Here is a 15,642-nt window from a genome sequence, read left to right as displayed (position 1 = left end):
AAAACTCAGGCTATATTTTACAAAATTTTACAGGTCACTTTTGCTTTTTTTCGCATTAACTCTCGGTACAACTGTGTCACACTCTTTTGGAGTTGAGGATGTATAAAATCCGGCAAAATATAACTAAGTGGTTTTAAAACAAACTCTCTTTGTGGTAAACGCGGATGAGGCACAAAGAGCATAATATCAGTATCAAAAATTACTTGATCATCATAAAAAAGAATATCCAAATCAATTACGCGCGGTCCGTTTTTAAACGTGGGAACGCGGCCTAATTTGGTTTCTAGTTCTTTTAGTTTTCTTAGTAAATCCGTCGGTTGATAAGGAGTAGATAAAATAAGAACGGTATTTACAAAATCCGGTTGCGCATCGTATCCTTCCGGTTCTGAAAGAATAAAAGGGGCAACCTCTTTCACCGTACCTAACGCGCTTAAAGCGGTGATGGCACGCTCCAAATTTTCTTTGGGGTTGCCCTGATTGCTGCCAAGTGCTAAAACAGCTTGAGGCATTATTCCTCGCCTCTATACTCTACCCAACGGTCTACGTCTTCGGCCACTTTTATGCTGTAGAGTTTGGGCATTTTGGCCTTGACTCGATTGTAAATCCAAATGGCTAAACTTTCGGCAGTAGGGAAAGGTAAAAATGTGGTTAAATCAGATCCTTCTAAACCTTTTTCCAATTCTGTTTTAAACAGTTGGCTGATTTGACGAAAATCAATTAAAAAATATTCTTCATTAATATCGCCGTAAAAGGTGGCTTCGTAGCGGAACAGATGATCATGTAAAGGTTCTGCCAAAGTACCGTCATGGCTGTGTTTGGCATGGAAAGAGCCTGCTTGGGTCAAATATACTTTGCTCATGAGTTAGCCTCCAATTCATTAAAAAAGTGTATCACTTTTTGGGTTTCTTTAGATTCATGTACGCGTAAAATGTTCGCTCCTGCTTGCAAAGCAGCAAAATGAGCGCATAGAGTTTGGGTTTTGCGTTTGGGGGGTTTTTCAGAGGGCTGGCTTAAGAATTTTTTATGTGAAAGTCCAATTAACATTCTTGCCCCTAATTTTTTAAATTCGCCACAGTGGGCTAAAAGATGGTAATTTTGCTCTCTGGTTTTGGCAAAACCAAAGCCGGGATCTATGATGATTTGTTCCATAGACAATCCTACTTTTAATGCTTCTTCTATCTTTTTTGCCAAAAAATCTTTTACTTCTGCTATTAAATCTTGATATTGCGTGTGTTCGTGCATTGTTTGACTATTGCCGCGATTGTGTGTAATCACAATATGAGCGCCGAAGTCTTTTACCAATTTAAACATCTCCGGATCCGGCGTACCGCTAATGTCATTAATCATATTTGCCCCTGCTTTTAAAGATTCTAAAGCAACGGGAATTTTGTAAGTGTCTTGTGATAGCAAGATATCCGGCCACATTTGGCGCGCGGATTTGACCAACTCTAAGGTGCGGGCAATTTCTTCTTCCGCCGATACAGGGGTGGCAAAAGGGCGGGTGGACTCTCCACCGATATCCAAAATAGAGGCGCCGTCTTCAATGTGTTGGCGGCATTTGGCTAAGAGTTTGTCTAAATTGTTTTGCGGGTCTCCGTCATAAAAAGAATCCGGAGTGGCATTAACGATACCCATGATTTTGGCAGTCATACAAATCCTATTTAATCATTTCCAAAAATTCGCTGCGAACTTCTAACTTTTTAAACGCACCGCGAATGGCACTGGTCACCATAACGGCATTGTGTTTTTCAATACCGCGAGAACTGATGCACATATGTTTGGCCTTACAAACCACCATGACACCATGCGGTTGAAGGGTTTGCATTAAACTGTCGGCAATTTCTGCCACCAATTTTTCTTGAATTTGCAACCGACGAGCAAACACCTCCACCAAGCGTGCTAACTTAGAGATACCGAGTACGCGGTCTTTGGGCAGGTAGCCGATGCTGATCGTGCCAAAGAAAGGCTGCAAATGATGTTCGCAAGTGGAGTAAAACTCAATGTCTTTGAGCACCACCATTTCTTCGCAGGAACCTTCGGTAAAGGTTTTAAGCACGTCTTGCGGTTTTTGTTTATATCCGCCGTATAGTTTGTCCCAACTGCGCAAAATGCGTTGCGGTGTTTCTAAGAGGCCTTCTCTATTGGGGTCATCTCCAATATAGGCCAAAATTTCGCGCAGGTTTTGTAAAATTTTTTCCTTAGAAACTTTGGCTATTTTATTTTTGCCATTTTGTGCATTTGTAGGCTGAGCCTTAGAAACGGATTTTGCTTTATTAATTTTACGCATAGGTCAATGTTCTCCTGTAAATTGCTTTCGGGCTGTAGGCAAACGGCGGTACGCTCGTTTGCATATTGAAAATAACTTTTTAAATCTTGCAAGTCACTCTGTTGGCCTACCACTATTTTGATGGCATGGGCTTTTTTTAACATTTCTTGACTAACGTATTTTTTAGGTGAGATAACCAAAAAATCAATGGCGCTGACGTCTGCTACTTGCGCACCGTTGCTTTCCATGTGTACGGTCCAACCTTCTTTTTTTAATGCAACTGCCAAAGCGGCAAAATCTTGCTCAGTCGGTTCTCCGCCGGTGATAATGGCATTGCGACAGGGGTGCTGGCTCATCTGTTGCACAATTTGAGCAATGCTTAGCATCTCTCCCTGTGCAAAAGCGTATTTGGTATCACAAAAATCACACCCCATACTGCATCCGGCCAAGCGTACAAATACCGCCGCCATACCGCTATGGGGGCCTTCCCCTTGAATAGAATAAAAAATTTCGTTAACCTTCAAAAACGGCTGCTGCATTTTCATTTTCCCACAATTCTATAGATTTTAAAGTTAAATTTAAAGGTTGCAAAACTTGACGTACCTTATTAAATAAATAAGGGGCCAAGTTTTCGGCGGTAGGGTTTTCTACCAAATCGTTTAAGTATTGATGGTCGGGCAGTTGCTCATCCAGCAATTTTTTTAGCACTTTGAAATCGTGCACCATGCCATTAGGTTGCACTTCTCCTTCTATCAAAAAAACCACCTTCCATGTATGCCCATGAAGTTGATAACAAGGTCCGTCATAATGCGGAAGACGATGAGCAGAACTGAATTTGCGAATGATTTTAAGTAGCATAGATATACCTCTTTTACTCGGGTAAAGTATTGTAAATTTGTTGACTGTACATCATAAATAAAATAAAAACGGCAAACAAAAACAGCGGTACGGAAATGAATAGATTAAGTGCAAACAAAGCCAATGCCGGCCCTTGTAGAAAAACCGCCCACCGCAGGCGCACGCTTAGCGGTACGCGTTTTTGCGTAAATCCCTGCCATAAGAAAATGACCGCCGCCGCCATACAAAAAGAGCCTAAGAAAAAGAAAAGCATAACAAAAAAAGAAACCACAAAAAATACAGTTTGCAAGACGGACTTGATGTCCTGCTCTTTTTCTTTAAACCATTGGGGCGTAAGATTGACGTTCCATTCTTTGGCAATGGATTGAGCCTGCAGGCCCGCTACGGAAGGGACGTAAAAGTGACTTTTGGATACAAAGAGCATGATTTTATCATCAAAAAAAGTTTGCAAAGAGGGGGGCTGAGTTGCCGTTGTATCCAAAATAATTTGATACTGTGTTTTGGGTACGGCTAGTGTCAGTTTGGTTAAAGGGGCCGTCATCTCTCCGTCGGCAAAAGAAATAGTGGGTAAAGACTTTAAAAAAACAGGTAATTGTTTGTTGGTTTGGACAATAAAATATACATTAAAAATCAGCATGCCCACCAATAGCAACCACAAAGCAAACAGAGCCGTCTTCCATGCGCTGATGCGCGAAAAACGGTGATAACACGGAAACCAAAAACTTTGTAAAAAACCCATCAACATATAGACAGTATATAAAATAAAGAAAAATTTCGCTTTTGCTTTTAGGCATAAAATACTTGACTATACTTCCTTATTTTTGATAAATTTTTGGTGTGTGTATATAGTTATGTGGGCGGAGAGGATTATGAAAAAATTATCTTTATTATCAGTTTTGTTTTTTAGTGCCGTATCCGTATGGGCGGCCGGAAGTAATATTAAAATGGTGTCTTACTTTCCGGTGCCGTATGTGTCTTATTCTGACTTAAAGGTCAGTAATACCTGTGATGTGGGGTTAGGCAATTCTTGTACTTTAAATGCTACGTCTTTGAAGGTGCAATCTACCACCACCGCTACGGCAAATGCAGCTTTAAATACCGGTACGGTGCTTGTAAAAGAAGGTAATTTAGAGTTGTACTCTCCCAATACGGCAGATTCCGTTTTAAGCGGTACTGCCCTGAATGTGGGTAATGGCTCTAATACAGGAAATGCCCGCTTGAGTGTGTGGGGGAATTTAACGGTAAACGGTACTTTTTTGAATGGGAACACAGTCACTAATTTGATTTCCTCCAATACTGCCACCATTAATTCCTTGCAGTTGCAGGGAGGAACCGAAGGCGCCTCTTATTTAACTTTTCCAACCTGCGATGCTACGGACAATAAAATTAGTTGGGCTAATTTGACCATTGACGGAAAAAATGGTGTGTATTTAGTTTGCGGAGAAGGAATTTTAGCTACACCTACACCATGCGTCCAATCATATGGTGATCAAGTTGAAAACTTAAAATCAGATCAACTGAAGGATACTTGTGATGAGGATACAGCTCATAAGTTTAGTTGTGGGTTTAGAGGAGAAGAAAGGAAGTGCTGGGATGTTTACAATGCATATAATTCCCCCGAGGACGTGTTTTCTCCTAAAGCGGATACTTGTGATGGTGATATTTATATCAAATCTGTTGATGGAAATAATGGCTGTGTAGATTACTATTTTGAATGGGAAGGAAATAAACATGAAAGTACAAATTGTGATCCTGAATCCGTACCATCGAATACACTTTGCATGACTAAGGAGTTAACATATAATGAAGATGACATGTTTGATGATCTTAAAAGTCTTGGCGCTAAAAAATTTTGTGAAAAGTATCTGAAAAAACCATCAAGTGCGTCAAATTGTACTATGAATTTTTGGATAGTATGGACATCTACTGCGGCTGAGGGTTTTTGTAATAGAATTAAGGATAATGGAAAATATCTTCTTGGAGTCACATGTCATGCTAATTTTTATAAACACACCATAAGGAAAGTAGGAAGAGATGTTCAATGCTGTAAAAAAGATAGTCCAATTTTAAAATAGTAAGTAAGGAGAAAAAAACAAATGACAGGGATTGGAATAGCTGTAATTATTATTGTAGTGATCGGTATTTATTTTGTGGTGACATATAACGGTTTTGTGACGTTGAGAAACCGCGTAAAAGAGGCATGGAGTGATATTGAAGTACAAATGAAGCGCCGTTATGATTTGATTCCCAATTTGGTAGAAACGGTGAAAGGATATGCCGCGCATGAAAGCGGTACTTTGGAAAAAGTAATCCAGGCCCGTAATGCCGCTATGGCCCCGCATAACAGCATGGCCGAAGTATCCAAAAATGAAAATGTGTTAACGGGTGCTTTGAAATCAGTCTTTGCTTTGACGGAAAATTATCCCGATTTAAAAGCCAACCAAAACTTCATGGAATTGCAACGCGAATTGCGCGATACGGAAGACAAAATCCAAGCCGCCCGTCGCTTCTACAACGGTAATGTGCTTGCTTATAATACCAAGACGGAACTGTTCCCCAGCAATATGGTAGCTACGTGGTTTCACTTCGAAAAATATGAATTTTTTGAACTTTCCGAAGACGAACAAGCCGCCCGTAAGGCTGTGGATGTTAAATTTTAATGAATAAAATTTTAACTACCTATGATTTTATAGCGCAAAACAAGCGGCGCACATGGCTGCTTGTTTTGCTTTTTCCGCTGACTTTTGCTTTATTATCTTATCTTTTTTTATTCGGTATTTTTAGTTTGCAGCCTGACCCGAATTATCTTTCGGAGCAAGAGGCAGCCTATTATGAATCTGTGGAAGAATACCCCAGTACTTTTCAAATCCTTGTAGAGCGTACCAATAAAGCAGCAGAGCATATATTGCCCTTGCTTTGGCTGGGGGCCGTGCTGTGGTTAGTGATTTCCTATTTTATGGGCGATATGATGATTATCAAGAGTATCGGCGGTCTGGAAATTACGCGCAAGGACCAACCTGAAATATATTGCTTGGTAGAAAATCTGTGTATTGCCAGCGGTATGCCGATGCCACGTGTCTACATTATTAATGACTCCTCTCTCAATGCCTTTGCTACCGGCAGAGACCCATATCATGCTTCCATCGCGCTTACCAAGGGAATTGTGCAAAAATTAGAGCGCGCCGAACTGGAGGGAGTAATCGCCCATGAGTTGTCCCATATCCAAAACCGCGATATCCGCCTGATGCTCATTACCGTAGCAGGGATATCGTTCTTTACGTTTTTGGCGGAGATTTGTTTTCGTATGGGTTTAAGAAGTTCCCTCCGTTCCAACAGCAAAAACAAAGGATCGACGGCCTTATTCTTTTTAATATTAGGTATATTTTTTGCCATATACGGATATTTAATTGCTCCCCTGATTCGTTTGGCTATTTCCCGCACAAGGGAATATCAGGCCGATGCTACAGCGGCCTACATGACGCGCAACCCTGCCGCATTGGCACGCGCTTTACAAAAAATCAGTGGGGACCCGCGGGTAGAAGCCTTAGACCGCCGTGCCAGTATGGCGGCGATGTGTATTGCCAATCCGCTTGAGAAAATGGGCCTTTTTAGTGTTCTTTCCGGTTTAACGGCCACCCACCCGCCAATTTCCAAACGTGTCAAAGCCTTGCAAGAAATGGATGGTAGAAGGATTGCTTAAAATAAAAATCCCGCTTAAAGCGGGATTTTTTTATAGGCTGTTTTCGAAATCAAAATAACTAAATCTTTTAAATTCTAATACATTGACAATGATGTTCAACGGAAAAATATCTGCCAACGTATTAAAATCTCTTACGGCGCTGTTGTAGCGTTTTTTGCAACTTTGCACACGCCCTTCTAAGGAGGATAATTTTTTGCGTATGTGTTGGAAATGCTCGTCTTGTTTAAAGTCAGGTGATTTGCAGGCTAAGGTAAATAATTGACGCAAATGTTTTGAAATTTCTTCCTCGCAACGGATACGTTTTTCTATATCATTGCAAAAAAGAATTTTTTCTTTAAGATGGTTCAGCTCCGTTGAAAAAGAGCGGTCTTCTTGGTCAAAAGCGGCGGCAATTAAGGATAAATTGGGCAGCATGTCCCGACGATTTTTTAAACTGACGTCCAAACGCAGCCACGTTCGCTTGATGGTTTTATGTAAGGACAAAAATTTAAAGTATGCCAACACGCATAATATAACAAATGCACACATAAATCCGAAGATAAACCAAATAATCATAATACCTCCTTGCAGAAACAATTGACTTAATGAGTTTTTATAATTACAATGAAAGTATAGCCATTAAATTTGTGTTTCGCAAGTGTTTTTTAAAAGCCGATTTTGTAGGAAGCGGTGCTTGTGCCGTGTAGTACAAAAAGTCGTTAAATTATCTCTTACGGAGGATGGATGCTACTTACAATCGTGTCGTTTGTAGGTTTTACTGCTCTTGTGTTGGGGCTTTCTTATTACCTCACACGCAAGAACGATACCTCATCTCAAGAAGGATACTTCTTGGCTGGGCGTGGACTGACAGGCTGGGTAATTGCTGCTTCTTTGCTATTGACAAACCTGTCAACGGAACAAATGGTGGGCTTGAACGGTCAGGGATATATGTTTAATATGTCCGGCATGGGCTACGAAGTGGGTGCTTCTTTAGCGCTGATTATCGTGGCTTTTTTCTTTTTGCCCCGTTATCTGAAAAAAGGTTATGCCACCATTCCTGAATTTATTGGCGAACGCTACGATGCGACGACTAAGCAGATTGTTAACTTCCTGTTCTTAGCCGGTTATGTGTTGATTTTGCTGCCTACGGTGCTTTATTCCGGTGCTATCGGTATGGGCGGTATTTTTGACATCATGGGTACGTTTAACGTGGACTACATGACCGCTATTGTTATTGTGGTAGTGGCTATTGGTATTTTAGGTGTTATTTACTGTTTAGCCGGCGGTTTGCGTATTATGGCTATTGCCGATACGTTAAACGGTATCGGTTTGATTATCGGCGGTTTGATGATTCCTATTTTTGCCTTGATGTACGTGGGTGGTGGGGATATGATCGGCGGTTTGAAAACCGTTATTGAAGCCCATCCGGAAAAATTCAACGCCATCGGCGGTCCGAAAGATCCTGTTCCTTTCTTGACCATGTTTACCGGTATGTTCTTGGTGAACCTTTTCTATTGGGGTTGCAACCAAACTATTATTCAACGTGCTTTGGCTGCCAAGAACCTCAAAGAAGGTCAAAAAGGCTTGTTGTTAGCGGCAACGTTTAAGTTGTTTGGTCCCTTGTACTTAATTATTCCCGGAATCGTGGCATTTCATATCTTCCAAGATAATCCGTTGCAAATTGGTGATATGGCGTATCCGATGTTGGTAAATAAAGTGCTTCCTTTTTACTTGACGGGTTTCTTTGCGGCGGTCTTATTCGGTGCTATTTTAAGTTCCTTTAATGCCGCTTTGAACTCTACGTCCACTTTGTTTATGTTAAACATCTACAAACCTTATATCAAGCCTGATGCTACGGATAGACAAGTGGTAGTGGCCGGTAAAGTGGTGGCGGTTATTTTGGCGGTGTTCTCTATGTGTGTGGCCCCGCTAATTGCCAAAGCACCGTCTGGCTTGTTTAACTACCTGCAAATGGTGAACGGTTTTTACAACGTACCTATTTTCACTTTGATTATCTTTGGTATGCTCAATAAAACCGCTCCGGCTTGGGCTGCTAAAGTGACGTTGGTTTTCTTCATCATTGCTTACGGTTTGACACAGATTCCGTTTGGCGGTAAAGAAGTAATCCCTGTACTTGGGTGGTTGTCTTCGTTGCACTTCTTGCACGTAATGGCTATCTTGTTTGTCATTGCCATTGTCTTTATGTACTTAACGGGCAAATTTGCGCCGGCTACCAACAAATATGACGATGCAAAAGACTTGCACGTCGTGGATACGACTCCTTGGAGTGCGGGCACCGTGATGAGTGTTGTAATTGTATTGTCCGTATTTGCAGTATACGTAATTTTCTCTAAATTCGGTATAGCTGCTTAAACATTAAGTCTTAAAAAACCCTGTCTCTTGATGAGGCGGGGTTTTTTTTATTCAAAAAGGGGAAAAACTTGTTATAATACAAGTAAGGTTTTTTAGGAGAAAATATGAGCGAAGAATATCGTATTAATATTATGGAAGATGCCCCTCAAGTTCAGCAACCGCAACAAGAAGCGCAAGGTCCTGTATTGGCCGGTGTTATAGAGCGCTTTGTAGCATTGTTAATTGATGCCGGAGTAGTGTTGTTTGTTTATCAAATTTTCTTAGCCATTTTATTTAAACTTTGTCAGCTTGATTTAGAGCAGATTTATTGGGCTTTGGCAGGTATTGTGCCGGCTTTTGTAGTGTACGAAACTTTGTTTACCTGTGGCGGTCGCAGTACATTGGGTAAAAAATTAGTAGGAATTGTGGTGATAGACCAGCATACGGCAGAGCCGCTGAGTTTGCTGCACTCTTTTATTCGGGCGGTGGGTTATGTAATCAGTGCCTTGCTGTTGATGTGTGGTTTTTTGTTGGCTTTTATTGATGATAAACATCGCGCTTTGCAGGATTATCTGGCCGGTAGTGTGGTGTTGCAATCGCGGGAAAAAAGTTTTGCCGAAAATGCAATCCTTACTGTGACAGGTATTATATGGCTTGCTTTGTTTTCCTTCGTGTTTTATTCCCAAATTTTCGGAGATGGTTCTTTTGCGCAGAAACGTTTGATTTTAAAAGCAAAAAATCATTTGGAAAAAATCGGTTATCTGGAAGAAGTACACCGCATTAATTATGGTTATTACACCAATGATTTGTTGCGTTTGTCTATTTTGTCGGGAGATCCGGTGCAATTTCAGCGTGATACTCATAAAGTATTGGATAATAAAGGCTTCCGCATTGGCGTGACGGATAAAAAATATAAAATTACTGCCAGAGCCAAAGACGTTAAAAAAACCCTTGTCACTTATCCGGAATTTTAAAATAAAAACCTTCCTTCGGGAAGGTTTTTTGTGGCGTCCTAGAAAAAATATAGGACCAAAATCCACCAATTTATAGGACCAAAGGCCCTATTATTAAAATAGTAATACTGTTATACTATCAATATAAGATCAGTAAAAAAGAGGAGAAAAAAATGAAAAAACTGTTCATGGCTGTTTTAGTAGTAAGTTTGTTTCCTGTTATCGCTTCTGCAAAAACTCAGCAAGAGATGAATGATTCTTTTGCTACGGCTATAGAAGCGGCTAACACTAGTGCTGTTAGAGGAGAATGGGATAACGCTCTTGATGTTTCAGCAGTATATGGTTTTTGTTTGGGAATTACGGAAAATCATAATGTTCAACCGAAAGTCATCGTATTGACAGAAAAAGGCCAAAAAGCTTTGAATTTTTGTGTGGACATTATGAACAGTTTTGCTAATCCTCAATATGCCTTAAATCCTCAAACTGTTCAAGCTTCTAAAGAAGCGGCTTCAAATTGGTGGAAAGCCTACGCGGTTGCCTATAACAATGTAGCCAAAAGTTATGATTTGCAAGGTCAAGCCACCTCTCAAACCATCAAAGATATACTTTCTTGGGTAGAAAAAAATTATGAAGCAGGTTATAACAATGTAGCAATTAGCTACTCTTTACAAGGTCAAGCTATGTGCCGAATGATCAATGGTACTTGCCTCTGGATAGGAAGAAATTATAAGGAAGGTTATAATAATGTGGCCAGAAGCTACCAAATGCAGGGAGATGCCATGTGCCAACTGATCAATGGTACTTGCCTCTGGATAGGAAGAAATTATAGGGAAGGTTATAATAATGTGGCCAGAAGCTACCAAATGCAGGGAGACGCCATGTGCCAAACCATTAATGATGCTTGCAAAGCTGCTGGAGAGTTGGCCTCTGATGTGAAAGAAACTTATAGGGAAGGTTATAATAATGTGGCCAGAAGTTATCAAATGCAGGGAGAACATGGTATCTCCAGTTTGATGAAAGATATTTATCATTTCTTAAAAAACTTGTGGTAAAAAGTAATTAAAACAATTTAAAACCCCTTGCGTTGCAAGGGGTTTTTTCTTCTTAAAAAAGCAATTGTGATATGGGCTTTTGGGTACAAATTAACCGCGATTATTTTCAGACGAGGTCTGACAATGAATGCAGTAGCGCGCAAAAGGAAGTGCCTTAATGCGTTTTTTGGGAATGGGTTGGCGGCAAAGTTCGCAACGGCCATAGATGCCTTTTTCAATTTTGCGCAAGGCCGCTTCTATTTGTCCGATGGTGTTATGAGAATTACCGGAAAGTTCAAATAAAATTTCTTTATCCAAACTTTGGCTGGCAGCATCAATCGGGTCACCCACTTCGGCTTCGGGCATATCCATATCTTTTTTTTCTTTTAAACGTTTTTCGGCATCAGCCTTTAATTCTTCCAATTGTTTTTTAATTTCCTTGATTTCGGCAGCGGTCAAGGTTTCTTTGGTATTTTTTTTGATAACCATATACAACACCCCTTTATATTTTCAAATCTGTTTCAGCGTTTAATAACACGCTGTTTGTCTAATCTAGCAAATCCGTACGCCCAATGCAAGGGCTTTTTAAAATTTATTCCTAGCCCTACTTTTTTGCGCTGTGGGTACGCAAGAAGTGTGCGATTGTATCTAAGGTGCGTGTTAATTTTTCGTATTGAGCAGTGCCGTCAATATCTACAAACGGAAAGCAGGCAACACGAAAGGAATTTTGTTTTACTTCACTATATTTTTTGAGGCCGTCTTGCAAATTAGGTGCGCCTGTTTGTTGAAGAATTTTGCTGATGTCGTCGGCATTTATAGAAGGGTCCGTCACTTCAAAGGTTAAAGTAGTGTAAGAGCGGTAATCCTCTTGTTTGACCAATGGTTCCAGCCAGTCTGTTTGGGCAGCCCAATCTAATAAGTACTTGGCGTGTTGACGGCACAAGCGGTCCATTGCCGGGAGTCCGCCGTTGTCATTCATCCATTTGCAGGCCTGATTTAAAAGCCATATATTGGTTGTGTTAGGAGTATTAACCGTTTGTATTTTGTGTTGTGCTTTTTCTACCGCATAAGAGAGGTCTAAGCAATAAGGTATAGAACGTAATTTTTTTACTTCCTGTAAACGCTCAATGGCTTTTGGGCTTAAAATAATTACGCTGCTGCCGCCACCTGCGCCAAAGCATTTTTGCATAGAAAAAACCATTACATCAAACTTATCTTTCGGCAACACTCTGCCACCGGCGCAAGAGGTGCAGTCCCACGCGATTAATGTGTCTTCCGATTTTCTTTTCCAGGCATCTTCCAAATATTCATTTGGAATTTGTACTCCGGTAGATGTTTCGTTGGGTGTTAATAGAACCAAACTTGCCTGATAATCGGGTTTTTCTGTAGGGAAAAGGGCTCCTCCGTTCGGTTTTTTAAAATCTTTTAAGACACTATCTTCTAAGCGTCCGGCCAAATTTTCACACCATCGTTTGGCAAAAGAGCCGAAACTTAAGCCGGAAATGGACTTTTTGGTTAAACTCCATACCACCGCATCTAAGGCAGGGGTGGCCCCTCCCATAAAGAAAATAACGGTATAATCTTTTGGCAAATCTAATAATTTTCTTAAATAGTCTGTGGCTTGTTTGTATAACCCTTCCGTAGAAATATCTAAGGCGCGGTGATTACGTTCAAAAAAAGTTTGGCAAAGAGGAGTTTGTCTAAAAACGGGGTGCGCTTGGCTGGGCCCACAAGCAAAAGTGACGGTGGGAAGATCGGTTAATTGGATTTTAAGGCTCATGATATGACTCCTGTTTTCGGGCATCTTATTCCCATTGTAAAAATGTTATAAAAAAAAAGCAATAGATTTATCATAATCAAACGTACTATATGCATATATTTTTTTGTAAAATATATAGGTAAGATTTATATTCTTTATAGGAGATCTAAATGAGCTGCGAAAAATGCACCCCTGAAGTAAAGGAAATGTGCTGCGTTTGCAAAGGCGCTAAGCACGATCCGGCCCCGATTCCTGAAGAAGGAAAATGGGTAAAAGCCAAACAAATCAGCGATATCAGCGGTCTGACCCACGGTGTGGGTTGGTGTGCCCCGCAACAAGGCGCCTGCAAATTGACGTTGAACGTCAAAGGCGGCGTGATTAAAGAAGCCTTAGTGGAAACCTTAGGCTGCTCCGGTATGACTCACTCTGCTGCTATGGCTGCAGAAATTTTACCGGGAAAAACGATTTTGGAAGCTTTAAACTCTGACCTCGTTTGTGACGCTATCAACACCGCCATGCGCGAACTTTTCTTGCAAATCGTTTATGGCCGCACACAAAGTGCTTTTTCTGAAGACGGTTTGCCCATCGGCGCCGGTATGGAAGACTTGGGTAAAGGTCACCGCAGCCAAGTAGGCACCATGTACGGTACTCAAGCCAAAGGCCCCCGCTATTTGGAAATGGCCGAAGGTTATGTGCTTGAAATCGGTTTAGATGCCAACAACGAAATCATCGGTTATAAATTTGTCCACTTGGGCAAAATGATGGACGCCATTAAGAAAGGCACCGACGCCAAAAAGGCTTTTGAAGACAATGTCAAAACCTATGGCCGCTTTGAAGATGCCGTCAAGAAAATTGACCCCCGCAAAGAGTAAGCCTAGGAGATAACAATATGAGCATTACGTTTGAAGGATACGAAAGAAGAATTGACAAAATTAATGCCGCTTTGCAACAAGCCGGTATCAAAGACCTTGAAGAAGCACGCCAAATTTGTTTGGACAAAGGCGTAGATGTAGAAAAAATCGTTAAAGGCATTCAGCCGATCGCTTTTGAAAACGCTGTCTGGGCCTACACCGTAGGTGCTGCCATTGCTTTTAAATCCGGTGTCAAAACCGCTGCCGAAGCCGCTGAAAAAATCGGTTTAGGTTTGCAAAGTTTCTGCATTCCCGGTTCTGTGGCTGATCAACGTGCCGTAGGCTTGGGTCACGGTAATTTGGGTGCTATGCTTTTAAGAGAAGAAACCAAATGTTTCTGCTTCTTGGCCGGCCATGAAAGTTTCGCCGCTGCCGAAGGTGCTATCGGTATTGCTCGCACTGCCAACAAAGTGCGCAAAGAACCCTTGCGCGTTATCTTGAACGGTTTGGGTAAAGATGCTGCTTACATCATTTCCCGCATCAACGGTTTTACCTCTGTGGAAACTGAATATGACTATCACACCGGTGAACTCAAAATCGTAAGCGAAAAAGCTTTCTCCGATGGTGACAAAGCCAAAGTGAAATGCTATGGTGCCGATGATGTAAACGAAGGCGTAGCCATTATGCGTCACGAAGGGGTGGATGTATCCATCACCGGAAACTCTACCAACCCGACCCGTTTCCAACATCCGGTAGCCGGTACGTACAAGAAATGGGCCATTGAAAACGGCAAAAAATATTTCTCCGTTGCTTCCGGTGGCGGTACAGGCCGCACCTTGCATCCGGACAATATGGCCGCCGGTCCTGCCTCTTATGGTATGACTGATACGATGGGTCGTATGCATGGTGATGCCCAATTTGCGGGTTCTTCCTCCGTGCCTGCCCACGTGGAAATGATGGGTCTTATCGGTATGGGTAATAACCCGATGGTAGGTGCTACCGTAGCCGTAGCCGTAGCCATCAGCCAAGCCCAATAAGTTTGTAAAAGATGTATGAAAAGGCCGCCCAAACGGGCGGCCTTTTTAGTGAGTTAAGAACGCAGTTTTAAAAAAAGAAATATTACACCGCCCCACCAGATCCAACCGCAGAAAATCACCAAGATTTCTATCCATCTTAGTTTAGACGGGGGGATTTGTTTGGGTAAGAGATTGATTTGTTTTTGGGCAATATAAGAAGAAGAAAAGAAGAAAAAGGCTCCCAATATGCGCGCCCAAATCGGCAAATTAAAAGACAGCGCTACCCCTGCGCCTATCCATAACATGCTTCCCCAAAACAGATGAGAAAGTGCCTGCGGTTTATGCATATAAACGCAGGTGCGATTTACAATGGCCATTAATTGATAAAAAGAAAACAAGCCGAAAACGGCACGCACAAAAGGACCGAATTTCAGGCTGGTGCCTTTCAGGTTTTTGTATCCGCTGAGGACGGCTTGCCATTGTTTATAAATCCAATAAAAATAGAACACACCTGCGCTTAGCACATTAAACAATAATAAACGATTGGGTAATATAAAAAAATAACAAGAAGACAAACCCGCTTTTTTTAATTCTTGGCGCAGTTCTTTTTCTTTTTCTTTAGAAGTGTAATCCCACCGTTTTAGAAACAGGGCATACGTGCCGTATAATAAAGCAAAACCAATTAAAATTTTGATTAACTTTTCCATACGGCTATTATAATAAATTTTTTCTCGGCACAAATGTACTCTTTTCGTACGCGAGCGAAAAATGATAAAATATATACATCTACAAAGCTGCTGCGCGGCACAGGGCCGCTATGATAAACCTCCTGCAAAGCGGTGAGGTTGTTTTTTGTAGAAATTTTAATACGGAAGAA

General features: G+C 41.3%; 19 protein-coding genes. 8 read left to right on the top strand and 11 right to left on the bottom strand.

Features of this window, described 5'->3' with window-relative positions; translation table 11 throughout:
* Positions 1–17: 17 nt before the first annotated feature.
* The 7 genes from folK to IKL48_00930 are packed head-to-tail and all read right to left on the bottom strand — an operon-like array spanning position 18 to position 3,869.
* Positions 18–509 (bottom strand): 2-amino-4-hydroxy-6-hydroxymethyldihydropteridine diphosphokinase, encoded by a 492-nt coding sequence (gene folK / locus IKL48_00960; protein ID MBR3603254.1) that lies wholly within the window; start codon positions 507–509, stop codon positions 18–20.
* A complete protein-coding gene (locus IKL48_00955; protein MBR3603253.1) occupies positions 509–859 on the bottom strand; it encodes a 6-carboxytetrahydropterin synthase in 351 nt (116 codons plus the stop codon). The genes folK and IKL48_00955 overlap by 1 nt, the downstream gene beginning before the upstream one ends.
* Positions 856–1,650 carry a dihydropteroate synthase gene (folP, locus tag IKL48_00950; protein ID MBR3603252.1) on the bottom strand — a complete coding sequence of 265 codons (795 nt, stop codon included), beginning with the start codon at positions 1,648–1,650 and terminating at the stop codon, positions 856–858. Before folP ends, IKL48_00955 begins: the two co-directional genes overlap by 4 nt.
* Before the next feature lie 7 nt (positions 1,651–1,657).
* Positions 1,658–2,287 carry a GTP cyclohydrolase I FolE gene (gene folE, locus IKL48_00945; protein ID MBR3603251.1) on the bottom strand — a complete coding sequence of 210 codons (630 nt, stop codon included), beginning with the start codon at positions 2,285–2,287 and terminating at the stop codon, positions 1,658–1,660.
* Positions 2,212–2,805 (bottom strand): 7-carboxy-7-deazaguanine synthase QueE, encoded by a 594-nt coding sequence (locus IKL48_00940; protein ID MBR3603250.1) that lies wholly within the window; start codon positions 2,803–2,805, stop codon positions 2,212–2,214. Before IKL48_00940 ends, folE begins: the two co-directional genes overlap by 76 nt.
* On the bottom strand, positions 2,780–3,124 hold the full coding sequence (locus IKL48_00935) for a 6-carboxytetrahydropterin synthase (protein ID MBR3603249.1): 345 nt from the start codon (positions 3,122–3,124) through the stop codon (positions 2,780–2,782). The genes IKL48_00940 and IKL48_00935 overlap by 26 nt, the downstream gene beginning before the upstream one ends.
* A 13-nt stretch (positions 3,125–3,137) precedes the next feature.
* Positions 3,138–3,869: a DUF1189 family protein gene (locus tag IKL48_00930; GenBank protein MBR3603248.1), complete on the bottom strand. Its 732-nt coding sequence runs from the start codon at positions 3,867–3,869 to the stop codon at positions 3,138–3,140.
* Between the two features lie 124 nt (positions 3,870–3,993).
* On the opposite strand from IKL48_00930, the gene IKL48_00925 reads away from it, so the two are divergent.
* From IKL48_00925 to IKL48_00915, 3 genes are read left to right on the top strand one after another with little or no spacing between them, the layout of a single operon-like run.
* The gene (locus IKL48_00925) at positions 3,994–5,199 is read left to right on the top strand and encodes a hypothetical protein (GenBank protein ID MBR3603247.1); all 1,206 of its coding nucleotides are present in this window, start codon (positions 3,994–3,996) and stop codon (positions 5,197–5,199) included.
* Positions 5,200–5,220: 21 nt separating this feature from the next.
* Positions 5,221–5,784: a LemA family protein gene (locus IKL48_00920; protein ID MBR3603246.1), complete on the top strand. Its 564-nt coding sequence runs from the start codon at positions 5,221–5,223 to the stop codon at positions 5,782–5,784.
* Entirely contained in the window at positions 5,784–6,824 is a 1,041-nt protein-coding gene (locus tag IKL48_00915; GenBank protein MBR3603245.1) for a M48 family metallopeptidase, read from the top strand. Before IKL48_00920 ends, IKL48_00915 begins: the two co-directional genes overlap by 1 nt.
* A 30-nt stretch (positions 6,825–6,854) precedes the next feature.
* Here the strand turns inward: IKL48_00915 and IKL48_00910 are convergent, their stop codons facing one another.
* Entirely contained in the window at positions 6,855–7,379 is a 525-nt protein-coding gene (locus IKL48_00910; protein ID MBR3603244.1) for a LemA family protein, read from the bottom strand.
* A 168-nt stretch (positions 7,380–7,547) separates the two neighbouring features.
* Between IKL48_00910 and IKL48_00905 the strand changes: the two genes are divergently transcribed.
* The 3 genes from IKL48_00905 (at position 7,548) to IKL48_00895 (ending at position 11,160) form a co-directional block, all read left to right on the top strand.
* Positions 7,548–9,176 carry a solute:sodium symporter family transporter gene (locus IKL48_00905; protein ID MBR3603243.1) on the top strand — a complete coding sequence of 543 codons (1,629 nt, stop codon included), beginning with the start codon at positions 7,548–7,550 and terminating at the stop codon, positions 9,174–9,176.
* Positions 9,177–9,280: 104 nt separating this feature from the next.
* On the top strand, positions 9,281–10,129 hold the full coding sequence (locus tag IKL48_00900) for an RDD family protein (protein MBR3603242.1): 849 nt from the start codon (positions 9,281–9,283) through the stop codon (positions 10,127–10,129).
* A 152-nt stretch (positions 10,130–10,281) separates the two neighbouring features.
* Positions 10,282–11,160, top strand: a complete 879-nt coding sequence (locus IKL48_00895) for a hypothetical protein (protein ID MBR3603241.1) — start codon at positions 10,282–10,284, stop codon at positions 11,158–11,160.
* A 90-nt stretch (positions 11,161–11,250) separates the two neighbouring features.
* Here IKL48_00895 and IKL48_00890 read toward each other — a convergent pair whose 3' ends face one another.
* Together IKL48_00890 and IKL48_00885 are read right to left on the bottom strand one after the other, a co-directional pair.
* The gene (locus IKL48_00890) at positions 11,251–11,628 is read right to left on the bottom strand and encodes a TraR/DksA family transcriptional regulator (protein MBR3603240.1); all 378 of its coding nucleotides are present in this window, start codon (positions 11,626–11,628) and stop codon (positions 11,251–11,253) included.
* A 115-nt stretch (positions 11,629–11,743) separates the two neighbouring features.
* Positions 11,744–12,919, bottom strand: coding sequence for an aminotransferase class V-fold PLP-dependent enzyme (locus IKL48_00885; GenBank protein MBR3603239.1), 1,176 nt, complete (start codon positions 12,917–12,919; stop codon positions 11,744–11,746).
* A 149-nt stretch (positions 12,920–13,068) separates the two neighbouring features.
* Here IKL48_00885 and IKL48_00880 point away from each other — a divergent pair, with 149 nt between their 5' ends.
* Both IKL48_00880 and IKL48_00875 read left to right on the top strand, forming a co-directional pair.
* The gene (locus IKL48_00880; protein ID MBR3603238.1) at positions 13,069–13,770 is read left to right on the top strand and encodes a hypothetical protein; all 702 of its coding nucleotides are present in this window, start codon (positions 13,069–13,071) and stop codon (positions 13,768–13,770) included.
* A 17-nt stretch (positions 13,771–13,787) separates the two neighbouring features.
* Positions 13,788–14,786, top strand: coding sequence for a GGGtGRT protein (locus tag IKL48_00875; protein MBR3603237.1), 999 nt, complete (start codon positions 13,788–13,790; stop codon positions 14,784–14,786).
* Positions 14,787–14,839: 53 nt separating this feature from the next.
* Here the strand turns inward: IKL48_00875 and IKL48_00870 are convergent, their stop codons facing one another.
* Positions 14,840–15,472, bottom strand: coding sequence for a hypothetical protein (locus IKL48_00870; protein MBR3603236.1), 633 nt, complete (start codon positions 15,470–15,472; stop codon positions 14,840–14,842).
* Positions 15,473–15,642 lie beyond the last annotated feature (170 nt).

It is taken from the genome of Elusimicrobiaceae bacterium (genome assembly GCA_017520185.1).
Lineage (GTDB): Bacteria > Elusimicrobiota > Elusimicrobia > Elusimicrobiales > Elusimicrobiaceae > Avelusimicrobium.
The sequence above is the reverse complement of the archived record's forward strand: the minus strand, read 5'-3'. Positions and strand labels throughout refer to the sequence as shown.

Bases quoted from the DNA above. Each gene is read 5' to 3' on its own strand.
- IKL48_00905 (MBR3603243.1), top strand. From the start codon at position 7,548: ATGCTACTTACAATCGTGTCGTTTGTAGGTTTTACTGCTCTTGTGTTG.
- folE (MBR3603251.1), bottom strand. From the start codon at position 2,287: ATGCGTAAAATTAATAAAGCAAAATCCGTTTCTAAGGCTCAGCCTACA.
- IKL48_00880 (MBR3603238.1), top strand. From the start codon at position 13,069: ATGAGCTGCGAAAAATGCACCCCTGAAGTAAAGGAAATGTGCTGCGTT.
- IKL48_00910 (MBR3603244.1), bottom strand. From the start codon at position 7,379: ATGATTATTTGGTTTATCTTCGGATTTATGTGTGCATTTGTTATATTA.
- IKL48_00930 (MBR3603248.1), bottom strand. From the start codon at position 3,869: ATGTTGATGGGTTTTTTACAAAGTTTTTGGTTTCCGTGTTATCACCGT.
- folP (MBR3603252.1), bottom strand. From the start codon at position 1,650: ATGACTGCCAAAATCATGGGTATCGTTAATGCCACTCCGGATTCTTTT.
- IKL48_00895 (MBR3603241.1), top strand. From the start codon at position 10,282: ATGAAAAAACTGTTCATGGCTGTTTTAGTAGTAAGTTTGTTTCCTGTT.
- IKL48_00890 (MBR3603240.1), bottom strand. From the start codon at position 11,628: ATGGTTATCAAAAAAAATACCAAAGAAACCTTGACCGCTGCCGAAATC.
- IKL48_00925 (MBR3603247.1), top strand. From the start codon at position 3,994: ATGAAAAAATTATCTTTATTATCAGTTTTGTTTTTTAGTGCCGTATCC.
- IKL48_00920 (MBR3603246.1), top strand. From the start codon at position 5,221: ATGACAGGGATTGGAATAGCTGTAATTATTATTGTAGTGATCGGTATT.
- IKL48_00870 (MBR3603236.1), bottom strand. From the start codon at position 15,472: ATGGAAAAGTTAATCAAAATTTTAATTGGTTTTGCTTTATTATACGGC.
- IKL48_00875 (MBR3603237.1), top strand. From the start codon at position 13,788: ATGAGCATTACGTTTGAAGGATACGAAAGAAGAATTGACAAAATTAAT.
- IKL48_00915 (MBR3603245.1), top strand. From the start codon at position 5,784: ATGAATAAAATTTTAACTACCTATGATTTTATAGCGCAAAACAAGCGG.
- IKL48_00900 (MBR3603242.1), top strand. From the start codon at position 9,281: ATGAGCGAAGAATATCGTATTAATATTATGGAAGATGCCCCTCAAGTT.
- folK (MBR3603254.1), bottom strand. From the start codon at position 509: ATGCCTCAAGCTGTTTTAGCACTTGGCAGCAATCAGGGCAACCCCAAA.
- IKL48_00935 (MBR3603249.1), bottom strand. From the start codon at position 3,124: ATGCTACTTAAAATCATTCGCAAATTCAGTTCTGCTCATCGTCTTCCG.
- IKL48_00955 (MBR3603253.1), bottom strand. From the start codon at position 859: ATGAGCAAAGTATATTTGACCCAAGCAGGCTCTTTCCATGCCAAACAC.
- IKL48_00940 (MBR3603250.1), bottom strand. From the start codon at position 2,805: ATGCAGCAGCCGTTTTTGAAGGTTAACGAAATTTTTTATTCTATTCAA.
- IKL48_00885 (MBR3603239.1), bottom strand. From the start codon at position 12,919: ATGAGCCTTAAAATCCAATTAACCGATCTTCCCACCGTCACTTTTGCT.